A 15,406-nucleotide genomic window follows, 5' to 3' on the forward strand; every position below is an offset into this window, starting at 1 on the left:
TTCTGCTTTCTCCCGTTTGGTTTTGGAGAAATTGCGGGAAGGCTCCGGTCCTTGGCCGGGGCTTTCTTGCGCGGAAGCGGGCCGGCCGCGGCTAGCATTCCGGCCCGCGCTGGGGGCCCTGGGTGGCCTGCGTTTGGTAGCCGTCAATACGTTGCTGCTGAGTGGACTGGCGCTGCACGCCGGGGCCCAAAATGCGGCCCCCGCGCCGCGTGCCCGGCCGGCCGCCGCCGCCGCCTTCACCGGCCACGTGGCCGACGCCGCCACCGGCGAGGCCGTGCCCGGGGCCACCGTGCTCTTCACCGACCTCAAGCAGGGCACGGCCACCGACGGGGCCGGTAATTTCAGCTTTGCCAACCTGCCGCGGGGCCGGTTTGGGGTGCAGATTCGCTCGCTGGGCTACACCACCGTAAGCCTGACCGTGGACACGGGCGCGGGCCAGCCGCTGGCCGTGAAGCTGAGCCCGGCGGCCACCGAAATTGGCCAAGTAGTTGTCACGGGCGTGTCAGCGGCCACCGAGGCGCGCCGCTCGCCGGTGCCCACCACCGTCATCGACCGCACCCGCCTCAACCAAACCTCGGGCACAAACGTGATTGACGCCATCGCCCATACGCCGGGCGTGAGCCAGATCACCACCGGGGCCGCCATCAGCAAGCCGGTGGTGCGCGGGCTGGGCTACAACCGCGTGACGACCCTGAACAACGGCGCCAAGCAGGAGGGCCAGCAGTGGGGCGACGAGCACGGCATCGAAATCGACGAGTTCAGCATCGACCGCGCCGAGATTATTAAGGGCCCTGGCTCGTTGCTGTACGGCTCCGACGCCATGGCCGGCGTCATCAACTTCCTGGCCCCCGAGCCCATCGCCGAGGGCCACATCACCGGCTCGGCCACGGCCAACTACCAGACCAACAACCGCCAGCAGGGCTACTCGTTCGAAAACGCGGGCAACCTCAATGGCCTGAACTGGCTGGCCCGCGGCACCCGCAAGGTGGCCGGCGACTACCAAAACCGCTACGACGGTCGCGTTTTCAACTCGGGCTTCAACGAGTGGGACGCCAACGGCTACGTGGGCCTGAACAAAAGCTGGGGCTACTCGCATCTCACCTTCAGCACCTTCAACCAACAGTTGGGCCTGATCGAGGGGGCCCGCGACTCAGCCAGCGGGCGCTTCGTGCGCGACTACTTTATTGACGGGGCCCTGGTGTCGGTGCCGGTGGCCAACACCGGATTCAGCGGCTACGGGCTGGCTGTGCCGCGCCAGCAAATCAACCACTTGCGGTTTGGTACCGACAACAGCTTCATCCTTGGCGACCGCGGGGCCCGGCTGGCCTTGCAGGTGAACTACCAGCAGAACCTGCGCCGCGAGTTTGGCAACGCCCTCGATCCCGCCGAAACCAACCTCTACTTCCAGCTCCGCACCCTCGACTACGCCCTGCGCTACTACCTGCCCGAAATGGCCGGCTGGAACCTGACCGTGGGCACCAGCGGCCTGCACCAGCAAAACCGTAACCTGGGCCAAGAATTTCTCATTCCGGGCTACGTCATGAACGAGGCCGGCGTGTTCGGCGTGGCCAAAAAGACCATCGGCAACCTCGACCTCAGCGGCGGCCTGCGCTACGACGTGCGCCGCATCGGGGCCGATGCGCTGTTTTTAGATACCGACGGCCGCCCCACAATAGCTGGGGCCCCCGATTCGGAAACCAAGTTCGGCGGCTTCCGCAGCACGTTTAAAAACTACAGCGGCAGCCTGGGCGCGGCCTACAACCTGAGCGACCGCCTCACGGTGAAGGCTAACCTGGCGCGCGGCTTTAGGGCCCCCAACATTGCCGAACTGGGCTCGAACGGCCGCCACGAGGGCACCATTCGCTACGAAATCGGCCAGTCCGACCTCAAGGCCGAAACCAGCCTGCAGGTGGACGGCGGCATCAGCTACGCCACCGACCACGTGCGCCTGACCGTCGATGCGTTTGAGAACAGCATTGACAACTACATCTTTACGCGCCGCATCCTCAACCGGGCCGGCACCGACTCGATGACCACGGCCACGGCCGAAGACCCCAGCGTGGGCGTGTACGAGTACGCCCAGGGCCGCGCCCGCCTGATCGGCGGCGAGGCCACGTTCGACGTGCACCCGCACCCGCTCGATTGGCTGCACTTCGAGAACTCGTTTTCGATGGTGCGCGCCCGCCAGCTGGGCGTGAGCGACGCCGAGCGCTACCTGCCCTTCATCCCCGCCGACCGCCTCCAGTCGGAGCTGCGCGGCAACTTCCGCCGCCAGGGCAAGCGCCTCACCAATAGCTACGTGCGATTCCAAATGGAGCACACCTTCGCCCAGGACCGCTACTTCGCGGCCTTCGATACCGAAACTGCCACGCCCGGTTACACGCTCTTCAACGCCGGCGTGGGCACCGACGTGGCCGACGCCCGGGGCCGCACGCTGTTCTCGCTCTTCGTCACGGCCAACAACCTGTTCGATGTGGCCTACCAAAGCCACCTCAGCCGCCTCAAATACGCCGACCTAAACTACACCACCGGCCGCATGGGCGTCTTCAACATGGGCCGCACGGTGAGCTTTAAAGTAGTGGTGCCGCTGAGCTTCAAGTAAGAATATAGCACGTTCTGTAGCGCGGGCTACAAAGTCCGCGCTACATCCGTTAGGGCCCCGGGTACGGGTTGGGATGGGCAATTTCCAGCCAGCGCTCAGTGTTTTTCAGCGGCGTGTAGCCGTGCTGCTGGTAGAGGGTGTGGGCGTCGAGGGTGGCCAGCAGGTGGCGGCGCAGGTTTTGCAGGTCGGGGTGGGCCAGCACGGTGCCCACTAGCTGCTTTGAGAGGCCCCGGCCCCGGAACTCGGGCAGCACAAACACGTCGCACAACCAGGCAAACGTGGCCCGGTCCGTCACGACGCGGGCGAAACCGGCTAGGCGGCCGTCTGGGGCATAGGCCCCGAAGCACAGCGAGTTGGCCAGGGCCCGGGCCACGGTTTCGTACGGGATGTGGCGGGCCCAGTACGATTCCTCGCTGAGGTAGCGGTGCACGGCGGCCACGTCGAGCCGGGCCGGGTCGGTACTGATGGTGAAGGGCGGCAATGGGGCCATGACGAAAGCAGGCGAGGGCCTGTGAGCAAGGGTGTAAAAGTGCAGCTGGGCAGCGGGGCCCCGCCGCGCAAATCTATTGCCGGTTCGTGCCGAGAGCCGCCCCAGGGCCCCAGGGCCACGCAACAACCCAATGGGTTGAACTTAGGGTTGATGGCCTGCGTATCAGGCCCGCAGTTATACTCCGCTGCCCAGTTATTTGCCATGAAAAAGATTTTTGTATTGGCCGCTTTGGTGATGGCCGGCACCGCCGCCCACGCCCAAACCACCGTTCCCGCCACAACGACGACGACCACCACGGCCGATCCTGTGGCCGTGCCCATGCCCAGCGCCGCCGAGGCGCGCGACGTGTACAAGCAGCAGCAGGCCCAGGCCAAGGACGCCAGCCAGGCCACCCGCGAGAGCAAAAACGCCTACAAGGAGCAGCAGCGCGTGCTGAAGGACCAGAAAAGCCAGATGCGCGCCCAGCGCGCCCAGGCCAAAATGGCCAAGGAGCAGATGAAGCAGCAGCGCACCGCCGAGAAAGCCGCCAAATCGCAGGAAAAGGCAGCCAAGCAGCAAGCCAGAGCCGCCAAGCAGATGGAAAAAGCGCAAGAAAAGGCCGCCAAGGCCGCGAACTAAGCCCCCGGCTTGCCCGTAAGCAAAGCCCCGGCCGCCCGCCGGGGCTTTTTTATTGCCATTCCGCCCGCTTTTTGCCTCATCATGGCCGCCAAAAACCCCGTTCAGTACTACCCCTGGCACCATTTTGTGCTTCTGCCCGCCGCCCTGATCCTGGCTGGCTACGGCATTACCCGCTACGTGCACGTGGCCGGCGACGACGACCAGATTGCCCGCCTTTGGTTCACGGTAGCCGCTTTGGCGGTGGTGGGCCTGGGCGTGCTCCTGATGCTGCGCCAGCACTACGCCCTCACGCTGCAAGACCGCATTTGCCGCCTCGAAGTGCGCCAGCGCTACTTTGAAGTGAGCGGCCAGCGGTTTGCCCCGCTCGAAAAAGACCTCTCGCTGAAGCAGATCCTGACGCTGCGCCTGGCCGGTGACGCCGAGCTGCCCGCCCTGGCCCAAGCCGCGGCCAAAGAGCAGCTTTCGCCCGCCGACATCCAGGCGCGCATTACCAATTTCCAATTCGATGCCATGCGGGTCTGAGGCGGTGCGGGCAAGTGGGGGCCTTAGCCGCTGCCCGGGCTTTAGGTTAATTGTCTGAAATACTGAAAATTAGTTTGTTATGATTCTTTACAACGTTACGACTAGTCTGGAGCCCGCCGTGGCTGACGAGTGGGTGACCTACATGCGCGACGCCCACATGCCGGAGGTGATGGCCACCGGCTGCTTCATCAAAAGCCAGCTCTGCCGCCTGCTCAACGAGGAAGACGACGGCGTTACCTACGCCTCGCAGTACTACTGCCTGAGCCTGGAGCAGCTCGAAGCCTACCAGCAGCACTTCGCCCCCGCCCTGCTTGCCGACATGGACCGCCGCTTTGCTGGCAAGTACGCCTCATTCCGCACCACGCTCGAAATAGTAGAATAAGCCCCTGGGGCCCCAGGCGGCTTTGCCTTGGGCTAGGGGCCCTATTTTAGTAGCCAGCCCAGTAGCGCCAGCCGGGCCGACCAAGCCAGGGTGCGCAGCCAGTTGGTGCGTACCAGGCCGTCAATGGTGATGTAGTCGTAGCCGTTGGCCTCCAGGCGGTTGTGGAACGGGACGGACACGAAAAACGTGCTGGCCCACACGAACACCACCAGCCCAAGGCTCCACCAGCCGGCGCCGTGGGGCAGGGCCCCGCGCCCGGCCCAGGCCAACCACACCGCCAGGGCCAGTTCCAGCACCATGGGGGCCAGCACTACGTAGCTCATGCGCTCGGTATGGGCGGCGTGGTAGCGCGGAAATTCGGCCTTGCCCACCAGCGCAAAGCCGGGGTAATGCACCACTTGCACCGTCCAGATAAGGCCGGTGAGGTAGGCGGCGAGGGCAAAATTGAGCAGCAGCAACAGGCGGAGCGACACGGCAGAAACGGGAACGGCGGGAGATGCGCCGTGTACGCAAAACCCCCGCCCTTCATCTAACGGCGAACACAGCTGGGGCCCCGGCGTGCGGTTTTGGCTTAACATTGCCAAACCGAACGCGCCCCACTTGGGGCCCTACGCCGCCGCCCATGATGCACAAAAACCTCCTGGCCCTGCCGCTGCTGGCAGCCCTGGCCACCGCCTGCAACTCATCGCCCACCGGGGCCGACGCCGGTAGCAAGCCCGATCTGCTGCGCGCCGCCCTCGACACCACGGTGGCGCCCGGCGACGACTTCTTCAGCTACGCCAACGGCACGTGGATCAAAAACCACCCGATTCCGGCGTCGGAAAGCAACGCGGGCATCGGCATTGAGGTGCAAAAGGAGATTTACGCCCGCCTGCGCGAAACCAGCGTGGAGGCGGCCAAGGCCAACGCCGCGGCCGGCAGCAACCAACAGAAAATCGGCGACTTCTGGGCTGTCGGCATCGACTCGGTGAAGGCCAACAAGCTGGGCGCCGCGCCCATCAAGCCCGAGCTGGACCGCATTGCGGCGATGAAAACGGTGGCCGAAGTGCCGGCCGTCATCGCCCACGAAATTCAGCTGGGCGTGCGGGCGCTGATAGGGCCCCGGGTGGGCCAGGATGACAAGAACAGCGACAAGATGGTGCTGTCCTTGTACCAGAGCGGCCTGGGCCTGCCCAACCGCGACTACTACTTCAACACCGACACGCGCACCAAAAACATCCGCCGCGCCTACGTGCGCCACGTGGCCAACACCTTCAAGCTGCTGGGCCAAGACTCGACCGCGGCCAACGCCAACGCGGCGCGGGTGATGGCGCTGGAAACCACGCTGGCCAAGTCGTCGCGCAAGCTCGAAGCCCTGCGCGACCCCTACAAAAACTACAACAAGATGACCGTCGCGCAGCTCGACAAGCTGACGCCGGGCATCGATTGGCAAACCTGGTTCGGCCAGCTGGGGGCCCCCCGCATCGATACCGTCATCGTGGGCCAGCCCGAATTTTACCAAACCGTGGGCCAGCTGCTGAAAACCAAACCGCTGGCCGATTGGCAAGCCTACCTGACCTGGGCGGTAGCCCGTGAATTCTCGCCCACGCTCAGCCAGCCGTTTGCCGACGAGAGCTTTAAGTTCTACGGCACCACGCTGCGCGGCGCCAAGGCCATGCGCCCCCGCTGGAAGCGCGTGCTCGACATGGAGGAAGACGCTTTGGGCGACGCCCTGGGGCAGCTGTTTGTGAAGGAATACTTCAAGCCCGAGGCCAAGGCCCGCTACGACACGCTGGTAAAAAACGTGGTGGCCTCCTTCGCCGAGCACATCCAAAAAGTGGATTGGATGAGCGCCCCCACCAAAGTAGTGGCCCTGGATAAGCTCCACAAAATCAACCCCAAGGTGGGCTACCCCAACAAGTGGAAAGATTACTCAAACCTGACCATTGACCGCAGCTCGCTCACGGCCAACGTGATGCGCGCCAACCAGTGGCAGTACAACTACCAGCTGCACAAGCTGGGTAAGCCCGTAGACCGCACCGAGTGGGGCATGACGCCCCAGACCTACAACGCCTACTACAACGGCTCGAACAACGAGATTGTGCTGCCCGCCGCGGCCTTCGCCATCCCCACGCTGCTCGACGCCGACGCCGACGACGCCATGGTGTACGGCTACGCCGGGGCCAGCACCATCGGCCACGAGCTAACCCACGGCTTCGACGACGAGGGCAGCCAGTACGACGCCCACGGCAACCTGCACGAGTGGTGGAGCAAGGACGACCGCAAGCGCTTCAACCAGCGCGTGGCGGGCATCGTGCGCCAGTTCAACGGCTACACGCTACTCGACTCGCTGCACATCAACGGCAAGGCCACGGCCGGCGAGAACATTGCCGACCTCGGCGGCATCGTCATCGGCCTCGACGCCTTCAAGAAAACCAAGGAGTACAAGGAAGGCAAGAAAGTGGGGGGCCTCACGCCCGTGCAGCGCTACTTCTTGGGCTACGCGCTGGGCTGGCAGATGCACGTGCGCGACGAAAGCCTGGCCTCGCAGCTGCTCACCGACGTGCACTCGCCGGCCCAGTACCGCGTGAACGGCCCGATGGCCGACGTGCCCGCTTTCTACGAAGCCTTTGGAATAAAGCCCGGCCAGAAGATGTACCTGCCCGACTCGGCGCGGGTAAAGATTTGGTAGGCTGAACGACTGCGTGAACGGGCCCCCAGCCGCCGCTTGGCGACTGGGGGCCCGTTTGGTTTGTGGCTGGCTAGTTCAAGTTCAGGCCAAAAAGTAGCCCAAACCAGGGCCTCCGCTGGTAAAGCCAGTAATCGGCATCGCCCCCCAGCAGGTAGTCGATGCCCACGGCCGCGCCCACGTTGAACACCCGCGCGTCGTAGATGACGGCGGCCCCACTGTGTACCACAAAGCCCTCATAATCAACGGCGGCGTGGCCGCGGGTGAGGCCGGGGCTGATATCGGCCGAGCCCAGGCCGGTGAACAGCCCGTAGCCCAGCCCCACGGTGCGGATGAGCGGAGCCGTGCGCCCCGACGGGGCCTGGTGGCGGGTGAGGTGGAAAAAGTCGAGCCGGCGCCCGAGGTACAGCGCCGCGTTGAAGTTGGTGTTGAGCTGGGCGGGCACGCCTTCGCGGCCGGGCCGGATTTTGAAGGGCAAGGTGAAAATATCGAAGTCGAACTCGCCCCGCAGCAACACCACGCGCTGGCCCCGGTGCAGCCCGTAGCGCAGGGGCGGGCCGGGCTCGGCCGCCGGGCGGTACAGCAGCAAGGTGTCGGGCACGTCCTGCTCCACGTAGAAGCGGTGGTGCGGCACGGTGGCCACCCGCCGCGCTAGCGTCGAGTCGTTGGTTTGCACCAATCGGTAATAGTCAGCGTCGAGCTGCGGCAAGTGGCCCACGGAACAGCCGGCCAAGCCCGCTGCCAGCAGGGTGGCCCAAAAACAGTGGCCCAGGGGCCCCAGAAAAGTAAGTTTTTGCATAGCCGGCTCCGGTTGGGGTGGCAAGTTGGGGCGGCTGGCTACAAGTGGGTTGGTGGCCAGGGCCCCTGCGGCCCGGGGCCCCAGCCGTGCGCTAGGAGCCGCCCTCCGCCAAGTGCCGCGCTAGTCGCGGGTGAAAGGCTAGTAATCAAGATGAATGCTGCGTGAAAACGTGGCCGGGGCCCTGGCTGGGCGGTACCTTTGCCGACCGCACCGTTTGCGGCATTTTTTGCAATTGATTTGATGCTACGCTACTTTTTGCGCCCGCTGGGGCTGGCCGGGGCGGCCTTGCTGCTGGCGGGCCACGCCCGGGCCCAGGGCCAGGTTACGCCGCCCGCCACCGCCTTGCCCGGCCAGGCGCCGGCTGCGGCTTCGGCCCAACAGCCCGTGCACCACGAACACGACGAGGCCGACAACTGGAGCGTGCACTTCCAGCAGACGGTCATCCAGCAGTGGCACAACGATTTGAGTCCACGCTACGCCGGCGACCACAGCCTGCAGGCCCGCGAGAATGCCAAGCTTTCGCTCACCACCACCTTGTTCCTGGGCCGGCGGCTGTGGAAGGGTGCGGCCATCTTTTTCAACCCCGAGGTAGCCGGCGGCAGCGGCTTGAGCGGCGCTACCGGCATCGGTGGGGCCCCCAACGGCGAAACGTTTCGCATCGGCGACCCCTCGCCGCAGGTGTACCTGGCCCGCCTCTACCTGCGCCAGCTGTGGGCCCTGGGCTCCGATAGGGAGCAGGATGAGGACGACCTTAACCAGTTGAAGGGCAGCCGCCCGGCCCGCTACCTGGCCCTGAACGTGGGCAAGTTCAGCATCGCCGACTACTACGACCAAAACAGCTACTCGCACGACCCGCGCACCCAGTTCTTCAACTGGAGCCTGATGAGCGCCGGCGGCTGGGACTACCCGGCCAACGTGCGCGGCTACACCGCAGGTGCGGTGCTGGAATACGTGCAGCCCGGCCTGGCCCTGCGCGCCAGCGCCACCGCCATGCCCACCGACGCCAACGGCCCCACCCTGGACTTCCACTACGGCAAGGCCCAGGCCCTGACCGCGGAGGTAACCAAAACGTTCAGCCTGCGCAACCACCCCGGCGCGGTGCGCCTGCTGGGCTTCCGCAACCAAGCCGCCATGGGCAGCTACAACCTGGCCGTGCGCAACGCCACCGGCGGGGCTGTGCCCGACGTGACGGCCGCCCGCGCCGAGGGCCGCACCAAGTACGGCTTCGTGGTGAACGCCGAGCAGGAAATAAGCAAGGAAGTGGGCGTGTTTGGCCGCTTCAGCTACAACGACGGCCACAACGAAACCTGGGCCTTCACCGAAATTGACCGGAGCCTGAGCGTGGGCATCACCAGCACCGGGGCCCGCTGGAAACGCCCCACCGACCGCCTCGGCGCGGCTCTGGTGGCCAACGGCCTTTCTGGCGACCACCGCGCCTACCTGGCGGCCGGCGGCTCGGGCTTCATCCTCGGCGATGGCCGGCTGGACTACGGCCTGGAGTACATCGGCGAGGTATACTACAGCATCGATTTCCCGCGCTACCACGCCGCGCTAAGTCCCGATTACCAGATTATTATCAACCCCGGCTATAATACCAGCCGCCTGCCCGGCCCGGTGCACGTGGTGGCGCTGCGCCTGCACGTCGAGTTTTAACAAACCGCAAGCCGGCCGCAACTGGGGCCCCGGGGCCCTATTTGTGGCCGGGCAAGGGGCCCTGGTCGGCTTTCTGGCTGAGCTTTTGGGCCAGCGGGCTGGGCACGCCCGCGCTGTGCAACACGCCCCGGATGAGGCCCTGCCGCCATACCGTAATCGCCGCCGAGCGCAGGTCGCGCTTCACCTCCATGTCGCCCACCACCAGCCGGCCGCTGGGGCGCGGGTTGCTGTCGCGAATTACCAGGCCGTTCACCAAGCCGCTCTTCACGCGGCTCCACAGCGTCTTTTTCACCTCGCCTTTTTTGTAGCCCAACAGGTCAAATTTCAACCCGGTGTACTCGGCCCAAACCTGGCCAGTGGCCCGCTGGCGGTTGACGTTCAGCACGAAATGGATGCGTTGCACGTCGCCGCTTTTGAAGGCAATCAGGCGCGTGGGCTGCGTCATGGGGTTGAGGATGCTGAACGGCGCCGCCCCGAAGCTGCCCCACAGGCGGTGCCGGCCCTGGGGGTCGAGCATCGGGGCCGAGAGGTGCAGTTCCATCCGGCAGCGGTCTTGCAAGTAAGCGGTGGCCGTGCCCGTGAGCGGGTGCTGAAACGACTGCCGCCGCGGGTCGTTGCTGAAGTTGTGCAGCGTGGCGTTGAAGCGCGTGAGGTTGAACGTGCCCACCAAAGGAGTGCTCGAGCTGCGGTAGCGCGTGGCGATGGTGCCGTTGCGCACGTCCACCTGTCGCACGTCCACCACTGCCTTGAGCTTGCGCAGGGCTTCGGGCGTCATGATGGATATGTGCGGGTTCAGGGGGCCCCGGGCGTCGCTGCCCACCAGCATCCAGGACCGGTCCAGCACCAGCCGCGCAATGTGCACCTGGCTACGGTCCGACAGCGTGTAGAAGTCGAACCCTTGGGCCCGCAGCACACCCAGCCGTATTGTCAACTGCGACAGCTGGTAGCCCTTGTGCACGTTGAGTTGGGCCGCCGTCATTACGGGCCACACCGAAAAATTATTGATTCGCAGCAGGTGCGCGTCGGTATCAACCACCAGTTGCTCGGCGCTGGTTGGGTACACCGGCGCATCGAATACGGCGGTGAGGCGCCCCGTGTGCCCTTTCCAGGCGCGGGCGTACACGATGCGCTTGGCTCCGGGCTGCCCCGCGGCCGAATCGACCCGGATGGCCCGGGCCACGGCAAAAACGTGCCGCGCCACCGGCCGGTGGCGCAGCCCCGCCACGGCCAGGTAGCCATCGTCGATGATTAAGCGGCCCAAATCGGTGCGCTTGGTGAGGGGCTTCAGCAGTTGCCACAGCGGCGGTGGCGCCTGCGCCGGCGGCCGAAACGTGAGCCGGGGCCCCGTCAGCCGCGCCGAATTGGCCACGAGGCGGTGCTGGTGCTGCCAGGTAGCTGCCCGCAAGCCGCGCACTACCAGGTGAGGCATTGCCATTGCCACGCGCACGGCCCCCGGCTTGCCCTGCCCCGGCGCGGGCGGCGCAATGCGCAGCGAGTCGAGGCGAAACACTCGTTCTTGGCTTGAAAAATACACCTGTTGGGCCCCCAAGCGGTGGCCGCCCAGCTGGCCCGTGGCCCCGCGCAACGTGGCCTGCCACGCCGCTGCAAAACCCAGCCGCGCCGAATCGGCAGCACCGGCGGGGGTGAACAGTACATCGTGGGCCACCGCATCGGCCCCAGCCAGTGCGCCCACCGGGGCCCCGGCCGGGCCAAAGCTGCCGCTGGCGCGCCGCAGCGCCGCGTAGCCCAGCCGCACCGGCAGCCGCTGGTAGAGTGGGGGCCCCGGGTGGGGCGCCGGGCGGCGGGCCAGGGCCTCCACACGCAGCTGCAGTGAGTCGAGCACAAGGCTGTCGAGCGGCACGGTTTGGCCGCGCAGCAGCGCCAGCAGGCCCACGCCGCTCAAGTCGAGGCGGGCCAGGCGCAGGTGCAGGCGGGGCAGGGTGTCGGCCAGGGCGGCGGCGGTGGGGCGCAGGTCGAGACCGCGCAGGTGGGCGGCGCGCGGCAGCAAGCGGGTCTGCAGGCTGCTAATGGTCAGGCGGTACTGGCCGTGCGTTTGCTTGGTTACTTGCTTTTCCAGGGTTCGGCGCAGCCAGGGGTCGAGGCCCAGCCACACGGCCAGCGCCAGCAGGGCCCCGAGCGCGGCCAGGCCCAGCAAACCCAGGCGGAGCCAACGGCGTGGCCGTGTGGACGGCGCAGAAACAGCGGTAGTTGGCACGGCAGGAAAGTGGAGCGGTAGTGAAGAGCTTTTAACGGGAAGGGCGCGGGCGCGGGTTGCAGCTCCAGCGTGGCGCCGGGGCCCGGTGCACGCCGGGGTGGGCCCAAACGATATATTTGCGCCAACGGCCTGCTCGCCTACTCCTTGGCAAGCCCGGCTTTCTTTGCGCCTATGGCCCACCACGCTACTCCTTCGGCCGACTGCGCCAACTGCCACTACGCCTTCGCGCCCGACGCCCCCCGCGAATTCTGCCCCCGGTGCGGGCAGCAAAACCACCCCGTCGAAATCAGCTTCGGCCACGTGGTGGAGGAGTTTCTGGAGGGCATTTTCCACTTCGACGGCAAGGTGTTTCGCACGGCGGGGCTACTGTTGTTTCGGCCCGGCGAGCTCACGCGGCGCTTCCTTTCCGGGCAGCGCGTGCCCTACGTGCCGCCCATCCGGCTGTACGTGTTCATCAGCTTCGTCTTTTTTCTGCTGCTGGGCACCTGGCTGGGCCACGAAGAACCCGCGGAGGGCCCCAAAGCCAAACACTCCATTAAAGTCGACGCCTTGGGCGGCATGAAACTGGATTTAGGTGTTGATTCTAGCCAGTTGACGGCCAAGCAAAAAGTGCAGCTGCGGCAAAGCCTCGACTCCGTGAACCGCGCCATTGCCACCGCTATTAGCCCGGCTGCTCCAGGCGTGGCGCAAGTCATTAAAAAGGTGGGCCGGGGCCCCGGCGTAGAAAAGTTGGGCAACTCGGGGGGCTCATTAAAAAGCATTGCCGACCACTTGCCCGTTGATCCCACCGACGCGCAAGTCGATTCGGTGCTGCGCAAAAACGGCGACAAGCCCGACTACTTCCACCGGCTGGTGGTGCGGCGCGCGGCGCGCTGGGTGCACTCAAGCCGCGAGGAAGTGGTGCACCAGGCGTTGCGGGGCGGCTCCATCCTCTTGTTTTTGCTGATGCCGCTGGCCGCGCTGCTGCTCAAAGGGGCCTATTTCCGGCAGCACCGCTACTACATCAGCCACCTGGTGTTCACCATCCACGTGCAGTGTTTCCTGTTCATCCTCATTGCCTTGCTCATCGGGCTCGACAAGCTGAACGCTCCGGATTGGCTGAACAACCTGCTCAGCGTGGCGTCCATTGTGTACTTCGTGGTGGCGCTGCACACCTTCTACCAGCAAAGCTGGGGCAAGACGGTGGCGAAGTCGCTGCTGCTGGGCGTGGCCTACAGCTGCGTGCTGGTGGTGGTGGTGCTGCTGGTGGGGTTGGCCGGCGCCGCCCTGTTTTAGGGGCCCCGGCCGTGGGGGCCCTAGCGGCCCCGCACTTTGTCGAACAGGCCGCGGGTGCGCTCGCCGATGGTTTTGTTGCGCTGCTTGAAAATGACGTACCGCACCGACAGCGCCGAGGGAAACCGCGCCCAGTCGTCGCTGTTGATTTCCACGCTGGGCTTGAAGTCGTAGCTGAGCACGATGGGCAGGAAAGCAATTTTGTACTCGATGCCAATAATGCCGTCGAAGCCGCCGAAGCGGCCGGTGTCCTTGTTGTTGCCCAGGTGGCCGCCGGCGCCCAGGTAGTAGTTCAGGCTGCGCCCTAGTATGCCGAAGTGGTACTCGCCCAGCACCGTGCCCGTTACCTCGCGCGAGGCCAGGCCCACAATGCCCTCCAGCGTCACGCGCGAGGCCACAGCCTGCTGCACCGTGATGCCGTAGGGGTTGCCCAAGCGAATGCCCGCGGCGGTGCGGTACTTCTGGGCAGCGGCGGGCAGGGCCAGGCCCGCCCCCAGCAGCGTAAGCACTAAGGGGTTGGGTTTCAAAAGGGGACGAAAAAAGGCCATAATCTTATACCGGGTGCCGGCGAACTTCGCCCGGCAACGGGCGTTTGAACGCGCAACGGGGCCTTTTTGATACGCTTGAGGCGCAACGGCTGACCTTCGGGGCGGCCCAGGCCCGTACTTTTGCGGCCGTTTAGCTTCGGCTTTTTTTCACAGGCTGGCCATATCGGTCCTCCCTCGCGCTAATTACCACCCTCTGTGTATCTACACCACGTGGCCGCTTACCTGCCGACGGCCGTCGTCACCAACGAGCACTTCACCCGCCTCAACGGGTTGGCTTCCGACTGGATTATTGAGCGCACCGGCATCCGGGAGCGCCGCAAGGCGGGCCCCGGCGAAAACGCCAACACCATGGCCGTGGCCGCCACCCAGGCGCTGCTGGCCGAAATCCCGGCGTTCGACGCGGCCAGCATCGACCTGATTGTGGTGGGCAACTACACCCCGCACGACACCATTTACACCGCCGCCCACGCCGTGCAGCGCGCGCTGAACATCAACGAAATCCCAACGGTGACGATTTCCTCGGCCTGCTCGTCGCTGCTGAACGCCGTGGAGGTGGTGGAGGGCTACTTCGCCATGGGCAAGGCCCGCCGCGCCCTGGTGGTGGTGAGCGAGCACAACACGGCCTACAACAACGAGGCCGACACGATGGCCGGCCACCTGTGGGGCGACGGCGCGGCGGCCCTGCTCATCACCAAGGAGCCGCTGGGGCCCCAGCCGGTGCGCATTGCCGAGGTCATCACCGGCGGGGCGGCCCCCGTGGGCAAGGCCGACGAGGCCGTGACGCTGAAGCCGGTGGAGAAGGGCATTGTGATGCCGTTTGGGCGCGACGTGTTTCAGCAGGCCTGCACCTACATGACGCGCGTGACGCAGACGCTGCTCGACCGCCACCACCTCGTGGCCAACGACCTGACGTACCTCATCCCGCACCAAGCCAACTTGCGCATTTCGGTGAACGTGACCAAGCAGCTGGGCCTCGACCCCGAGCGGGCCGTGAACAACATCCAGCGCTTGGGCAACACGGGCTGCGCCGGCGCTGCCATCGGCCTGGCCGAAATATGGGACACGCTGCGCGCCGGCAACAACGTCATCATCACCGTGTTCGGCGGCGGCTACTCGTACGGGGCCATGCTGCTGACGAAGTAAGCCATGCTGCCGCCCGCCGCCGCGTTTCTGCCCGAAATCATTTTTCAAACCAGCCGCGCCAGTGGCCCGGGCGGCCAAAACGTGAACAAGGTGGAAAGCCGCGTGGAGCTGCGCTGGCACCTACTGGACTCGCAGGTGCTCACCGACGAGCAAAAGCAGCTCATCCTGGAGAAGCTGGGGCCCCAGCTCACGGCCGACGGCCTGCTGCTGCTCACCGCCCAGGACGACCGCAGCCAGCTTCGCAACAAGGAAATCGTGCTGGCCCGCTTCCACGCGCTGCTGCTCAAAAGCCTGCACCGCCCCAAGCCGCGCCGCGCCACCAAGCCCAGCCGCGGCGCCGTGCGCAAGCGCCTGGAAGGCAAGAAGATCCAGAGCGACAAAAAAGCCAACCGCCGGAAGTTGGATTAGTACAGTGCCTTTGATAAGCAGGCTAAGTCGGCTGCGATGAACCTATCTGGGGCCCCGGCAACCAGCGCGGGGCCAGTTGGGGCCCC

The 15,406-nt window shown here is 65.7% G+C and carries 14 protein-coding genes; 9 read left to right on the forward strand and 5 right to left on the reverse strand.

The window, feature by feature from the left end:
* The first annotated feature begins 151 nt into the window (after positions 1–151).
* Positions 152–2,602, forward strand: coding sequence for a TonB-dependent receptor (locus EAH73_RS14795; protein ID WP_240047264.1), 2,451 nt, complete (start codon positions 152–154; stop codon positions 2,600–2,602).
* A gap of 49 nt (positions 2,603–2,651) precedes the next feature.
* Here the strand turns inward: EAH73_RS14795 and EAH73_RS14800 are convergent, their stop codons facing one another.
* Positions 2,652–3,092, reverse strand: coding sequence for a GNAT family N-acetyltransferase (locus EAH73_RS14800; protein ID WP_140467888.1), 441 nt, complete (start codon positions 3,090–3,092; stop codon positions 2,652–2,654).
* A 201-nt stretch (positions 3,093–3,293) separates the two neighbouring features.
* Here EAH73_RS14800 and EAH73_RS14805 point away from each other — a divergent pair, with 201 nt between their 5' ends.
* From EAH73_RS14805 to EAH73_RS14815, 3 genes are all read left to right on the forward strand, one after another.
* The gene (locus EAH73_RS14805; protein WP_140467890.1) at positions 3,294–3,710 is read left to right on the forward strand and encodes a hypothetical protein; all 417 of its coding nucleotides are present in this window, start codon (positions 3,294–3,296) and stop codon (positions 3,708–3,710) included.
* 81 nt (positions 3,711–3,791) lie between these two features.
* Entirely contained in the window at positions 3,792–4,232 is a 441-nt protein-coding gene (locus EAH73_RS14810) for a DUF6526 family protein (protein WP_140467892.1), read from the forward strand.
* A gap of 79 nt (positions 4,233–4,311) precedes the next feature.
* Entirely contained in the window at positions 4,312–4,614 is a 303-nt protein-coding gene (locus tag EAH73_RS14815; protein ID WP_140467894.1) for a DUF4286 family protein, read from the forward strand.
* A gap of 41 nt (positions 4,615–4,655) precedes the next feature.
* Here the strand turns inward: EAH73_RS14815 and EAH73_RS14820 are convergent, their stop codons facing one another.
* A complete protein-coding gene (locus tag EAH73_RS14820; RefSeq protein WP_140467896.1) occupies positions 4,656–5,087 on the reverse strand; it encodes a hypothetical protein in 432 nt (143 codons plus the stop codon).
* A 149-nt stretch (positions 5,088–5,236) separates the two neighbouring features.
* On the opposite strand from EAH73_RS14820, the gene EAH73_RS14825 reads away from it, so the two are divergent.
* Positions 5,237–7,285, forward strand: a complete 2,049-nt coding sequence (locus EAH73_RS14825; RefSeq protein ID WP_240047265.1) for a M13 family metallopeptidase — start codon at positions 5,237–5,239, stop codon at positions 7,283–7,285.
* 70 nt (positions 7,286–7,355) lie between these two features.
* Here EAH73_RS14825 and EAH73_RS14830 read toward each other — a convergent pair whose 3' ends face one another.
* Positions 7,356–8,081 carry a hypothetical protein gene (locus EAH73_RS14830; RefSeq protein WP_140467898.1) on the reverse strand — a complete coding sequence of 242 codons (726 nt, stop codon included), beginning with the start codon at positions 8,079–8,081 and terminating at the stop codon, positions 7,356–7,358.
* Between the two features lie 240 nt (positions 8,082–8,321).
* On the opposite strand from EAH73_RS14830, the gene EAH73_RS14835 reads away from it, so the two are divergent.
* Positions 8,322–9,734 (forward strand): carbohydrate porin, encoded by a 1,413-nt coding sequence (locus EAH73_RS14835; RefSeq protein ID WP_140467900.1) that lies wholly within the window; start codon positions 8,322–8,324, stop codon positions 9,732–9,734.
* A gap of 37 nt (positions 9,735–9,771) precedes the next feature.
* Here the strand turns inward: EAH73_RS14835 and EAH73_RS14840 are convergent, their stop codons facing one another.
* Positions 9,772–11,949 (reverse strand): hypothetical protein, encoded by a 2,178-nt coding sequence (locus EAH73_RS14840; protein ID WP_161599564.1) that lies wholly within the window; start codon positions 11,947–11,949, stop codon positions 9,772–9,774.
* 171 nt (positions 11,950–12,120) lie between these two features.
* Between EAH73_RS14840 and EAH73_RS14845 the strand changes: the two genes are divergently transcribed.
* The gene (locus tag EAH73_RS14845; protein WP_140467904.1) at positions 12,121–13,224 is read left to right on the forward strand and encodes a DUF3667 domain-containing protein; all 1,104 of its coding nucleotides are present in this window, start codon (positions 12,121–12,123) and stop codon (positions 13,222–13,224) included.
* A 20-nt stretch (positions 13,225–13,244) separates the two neighbouring features.
* Here EAH73_RS14845 and EAH73_RS14850 read toward each other — a convergent pair whose 3' ends face one another.
* Positions 13,245–13,748 carry a hypothetical protein gene (locus EAH73_RS14850; RefSeq protein ID WP_140467906.1) on the reverse strand — a complete coding sequence of 168 codons (504 nt, stop codon included), beginning with the start codon at positions 13,746–13,748 and terminating at the stop codon, positions 13,245–13,247.
* A gap of 216 nt (positions 13,749–13,964) precedes the next feature.
* Between EAH73_RS14850 and EAH73_RS14855 the strand changes: the two genes are divergently transcribed.
* The gene (locus EAH73_RS14855; protein WP_140467908.1) at positions 13,965–14,912 is read left to right on the forward strand and encodes a 3-oxoacyl-ACP synthase III family protein; all 948 of its coding nucleotides are present in this window, start codon (positions 13,965–13,967) and stop codon (positions 14,910–14,912) included.
* 3 nt (positions 14,913–14,915) lie between these two features.
* Positions 14,916–15,320: an alternative ribosome rescue aminoacyl-tRNA hydrolase ArfB gene (arfB, locus tag EAH73_RS14860; RefSeq protein WP_140467910.1), complete on the forward strand. Its 405-nt coding sequence runs from the start codon at positions 14,916–14,918 to the stop codon at positions 15,318–15,320.
* Positions 15,321–15,406 lie beyond the last annotated feature (86 nt).

This window comes from Hymenobacter nivis (assembly GCF_006439025.1).
Lineage (GTDB): Bacteria > Bacteroidota > Bacteroidia > Cytophagales > Hymenobacteraceae > Hymenobacter > Hymenobacter nivis_A.

Excerpts from the sequence above, each read along its gene's own strand:
- EAH73_RS14835 (WP_140467900.1), top strand. The coding sequence starts at position 8,322 with ATGCTACGCTACTTTTTGCGCCCGCTGGGGCTGGCCGGGGCGGCCTTG.
- EAH73_RS14810 (WP_140467892.1), top strand. The coding sequence starts at position 3,792 with ATGGCCGCCAAAAACCCCGTTCAGTACTACCCCTGGCACCATTTTGTG.
- EAH73_RS14800 (WP_140467888.1), bottom strand. The coding sequence starts at position 3,092 with ATGGCCCCATTGCCGCCCTTCACCATCAGTACCGACCCGGCCCGGCTC.
- EAH73_RS14845 (WP_140467904.1), top strand. The coding sequence starts at position 12,121 with ATGGCCCACCACGCTACTCCTTCGGCCGACTGCGCCAACTGCCACTAC.
- EAH73_RS14805 (WP_140467890.1), top strand. The coding sequence starts at position 3,294 with ATGAAAAAGATTTTTGTATTGGCCGCTTTGGTGATGGCCGGCACCGCC.
- EAH73_RS14830 (WP_140467898.1), bottom strand. The coding sequence starts at position 8,081 with ATGCAAAAACTTACTTTTCTGGGGCCCCTGGGCCACTGTTTTTGGGCC.
- arfB (WP_140467910.1), top strand. The coding sequence starts at position 14,916 with ATGCTGCCGCCCGCCGCCGCGTTTCTGCCCGAAATCATTTTTCAAACC.
- EAH73_RS14825 (WP_240047265.1), top strand. The coding sequence starts at position 5,237 with ATGATGCACAAAAACCTCCTGGCCCTGCCGCTGCTGGCAGCCCTGGCC.
- EAH73_RS14815 (WP_140467894.1), top strand. The coding sequence starts at position 4,312 with ATGATTCTTTACAACGTTACGACTAGTCTGGAGCCCGCCGTGGCTGAC.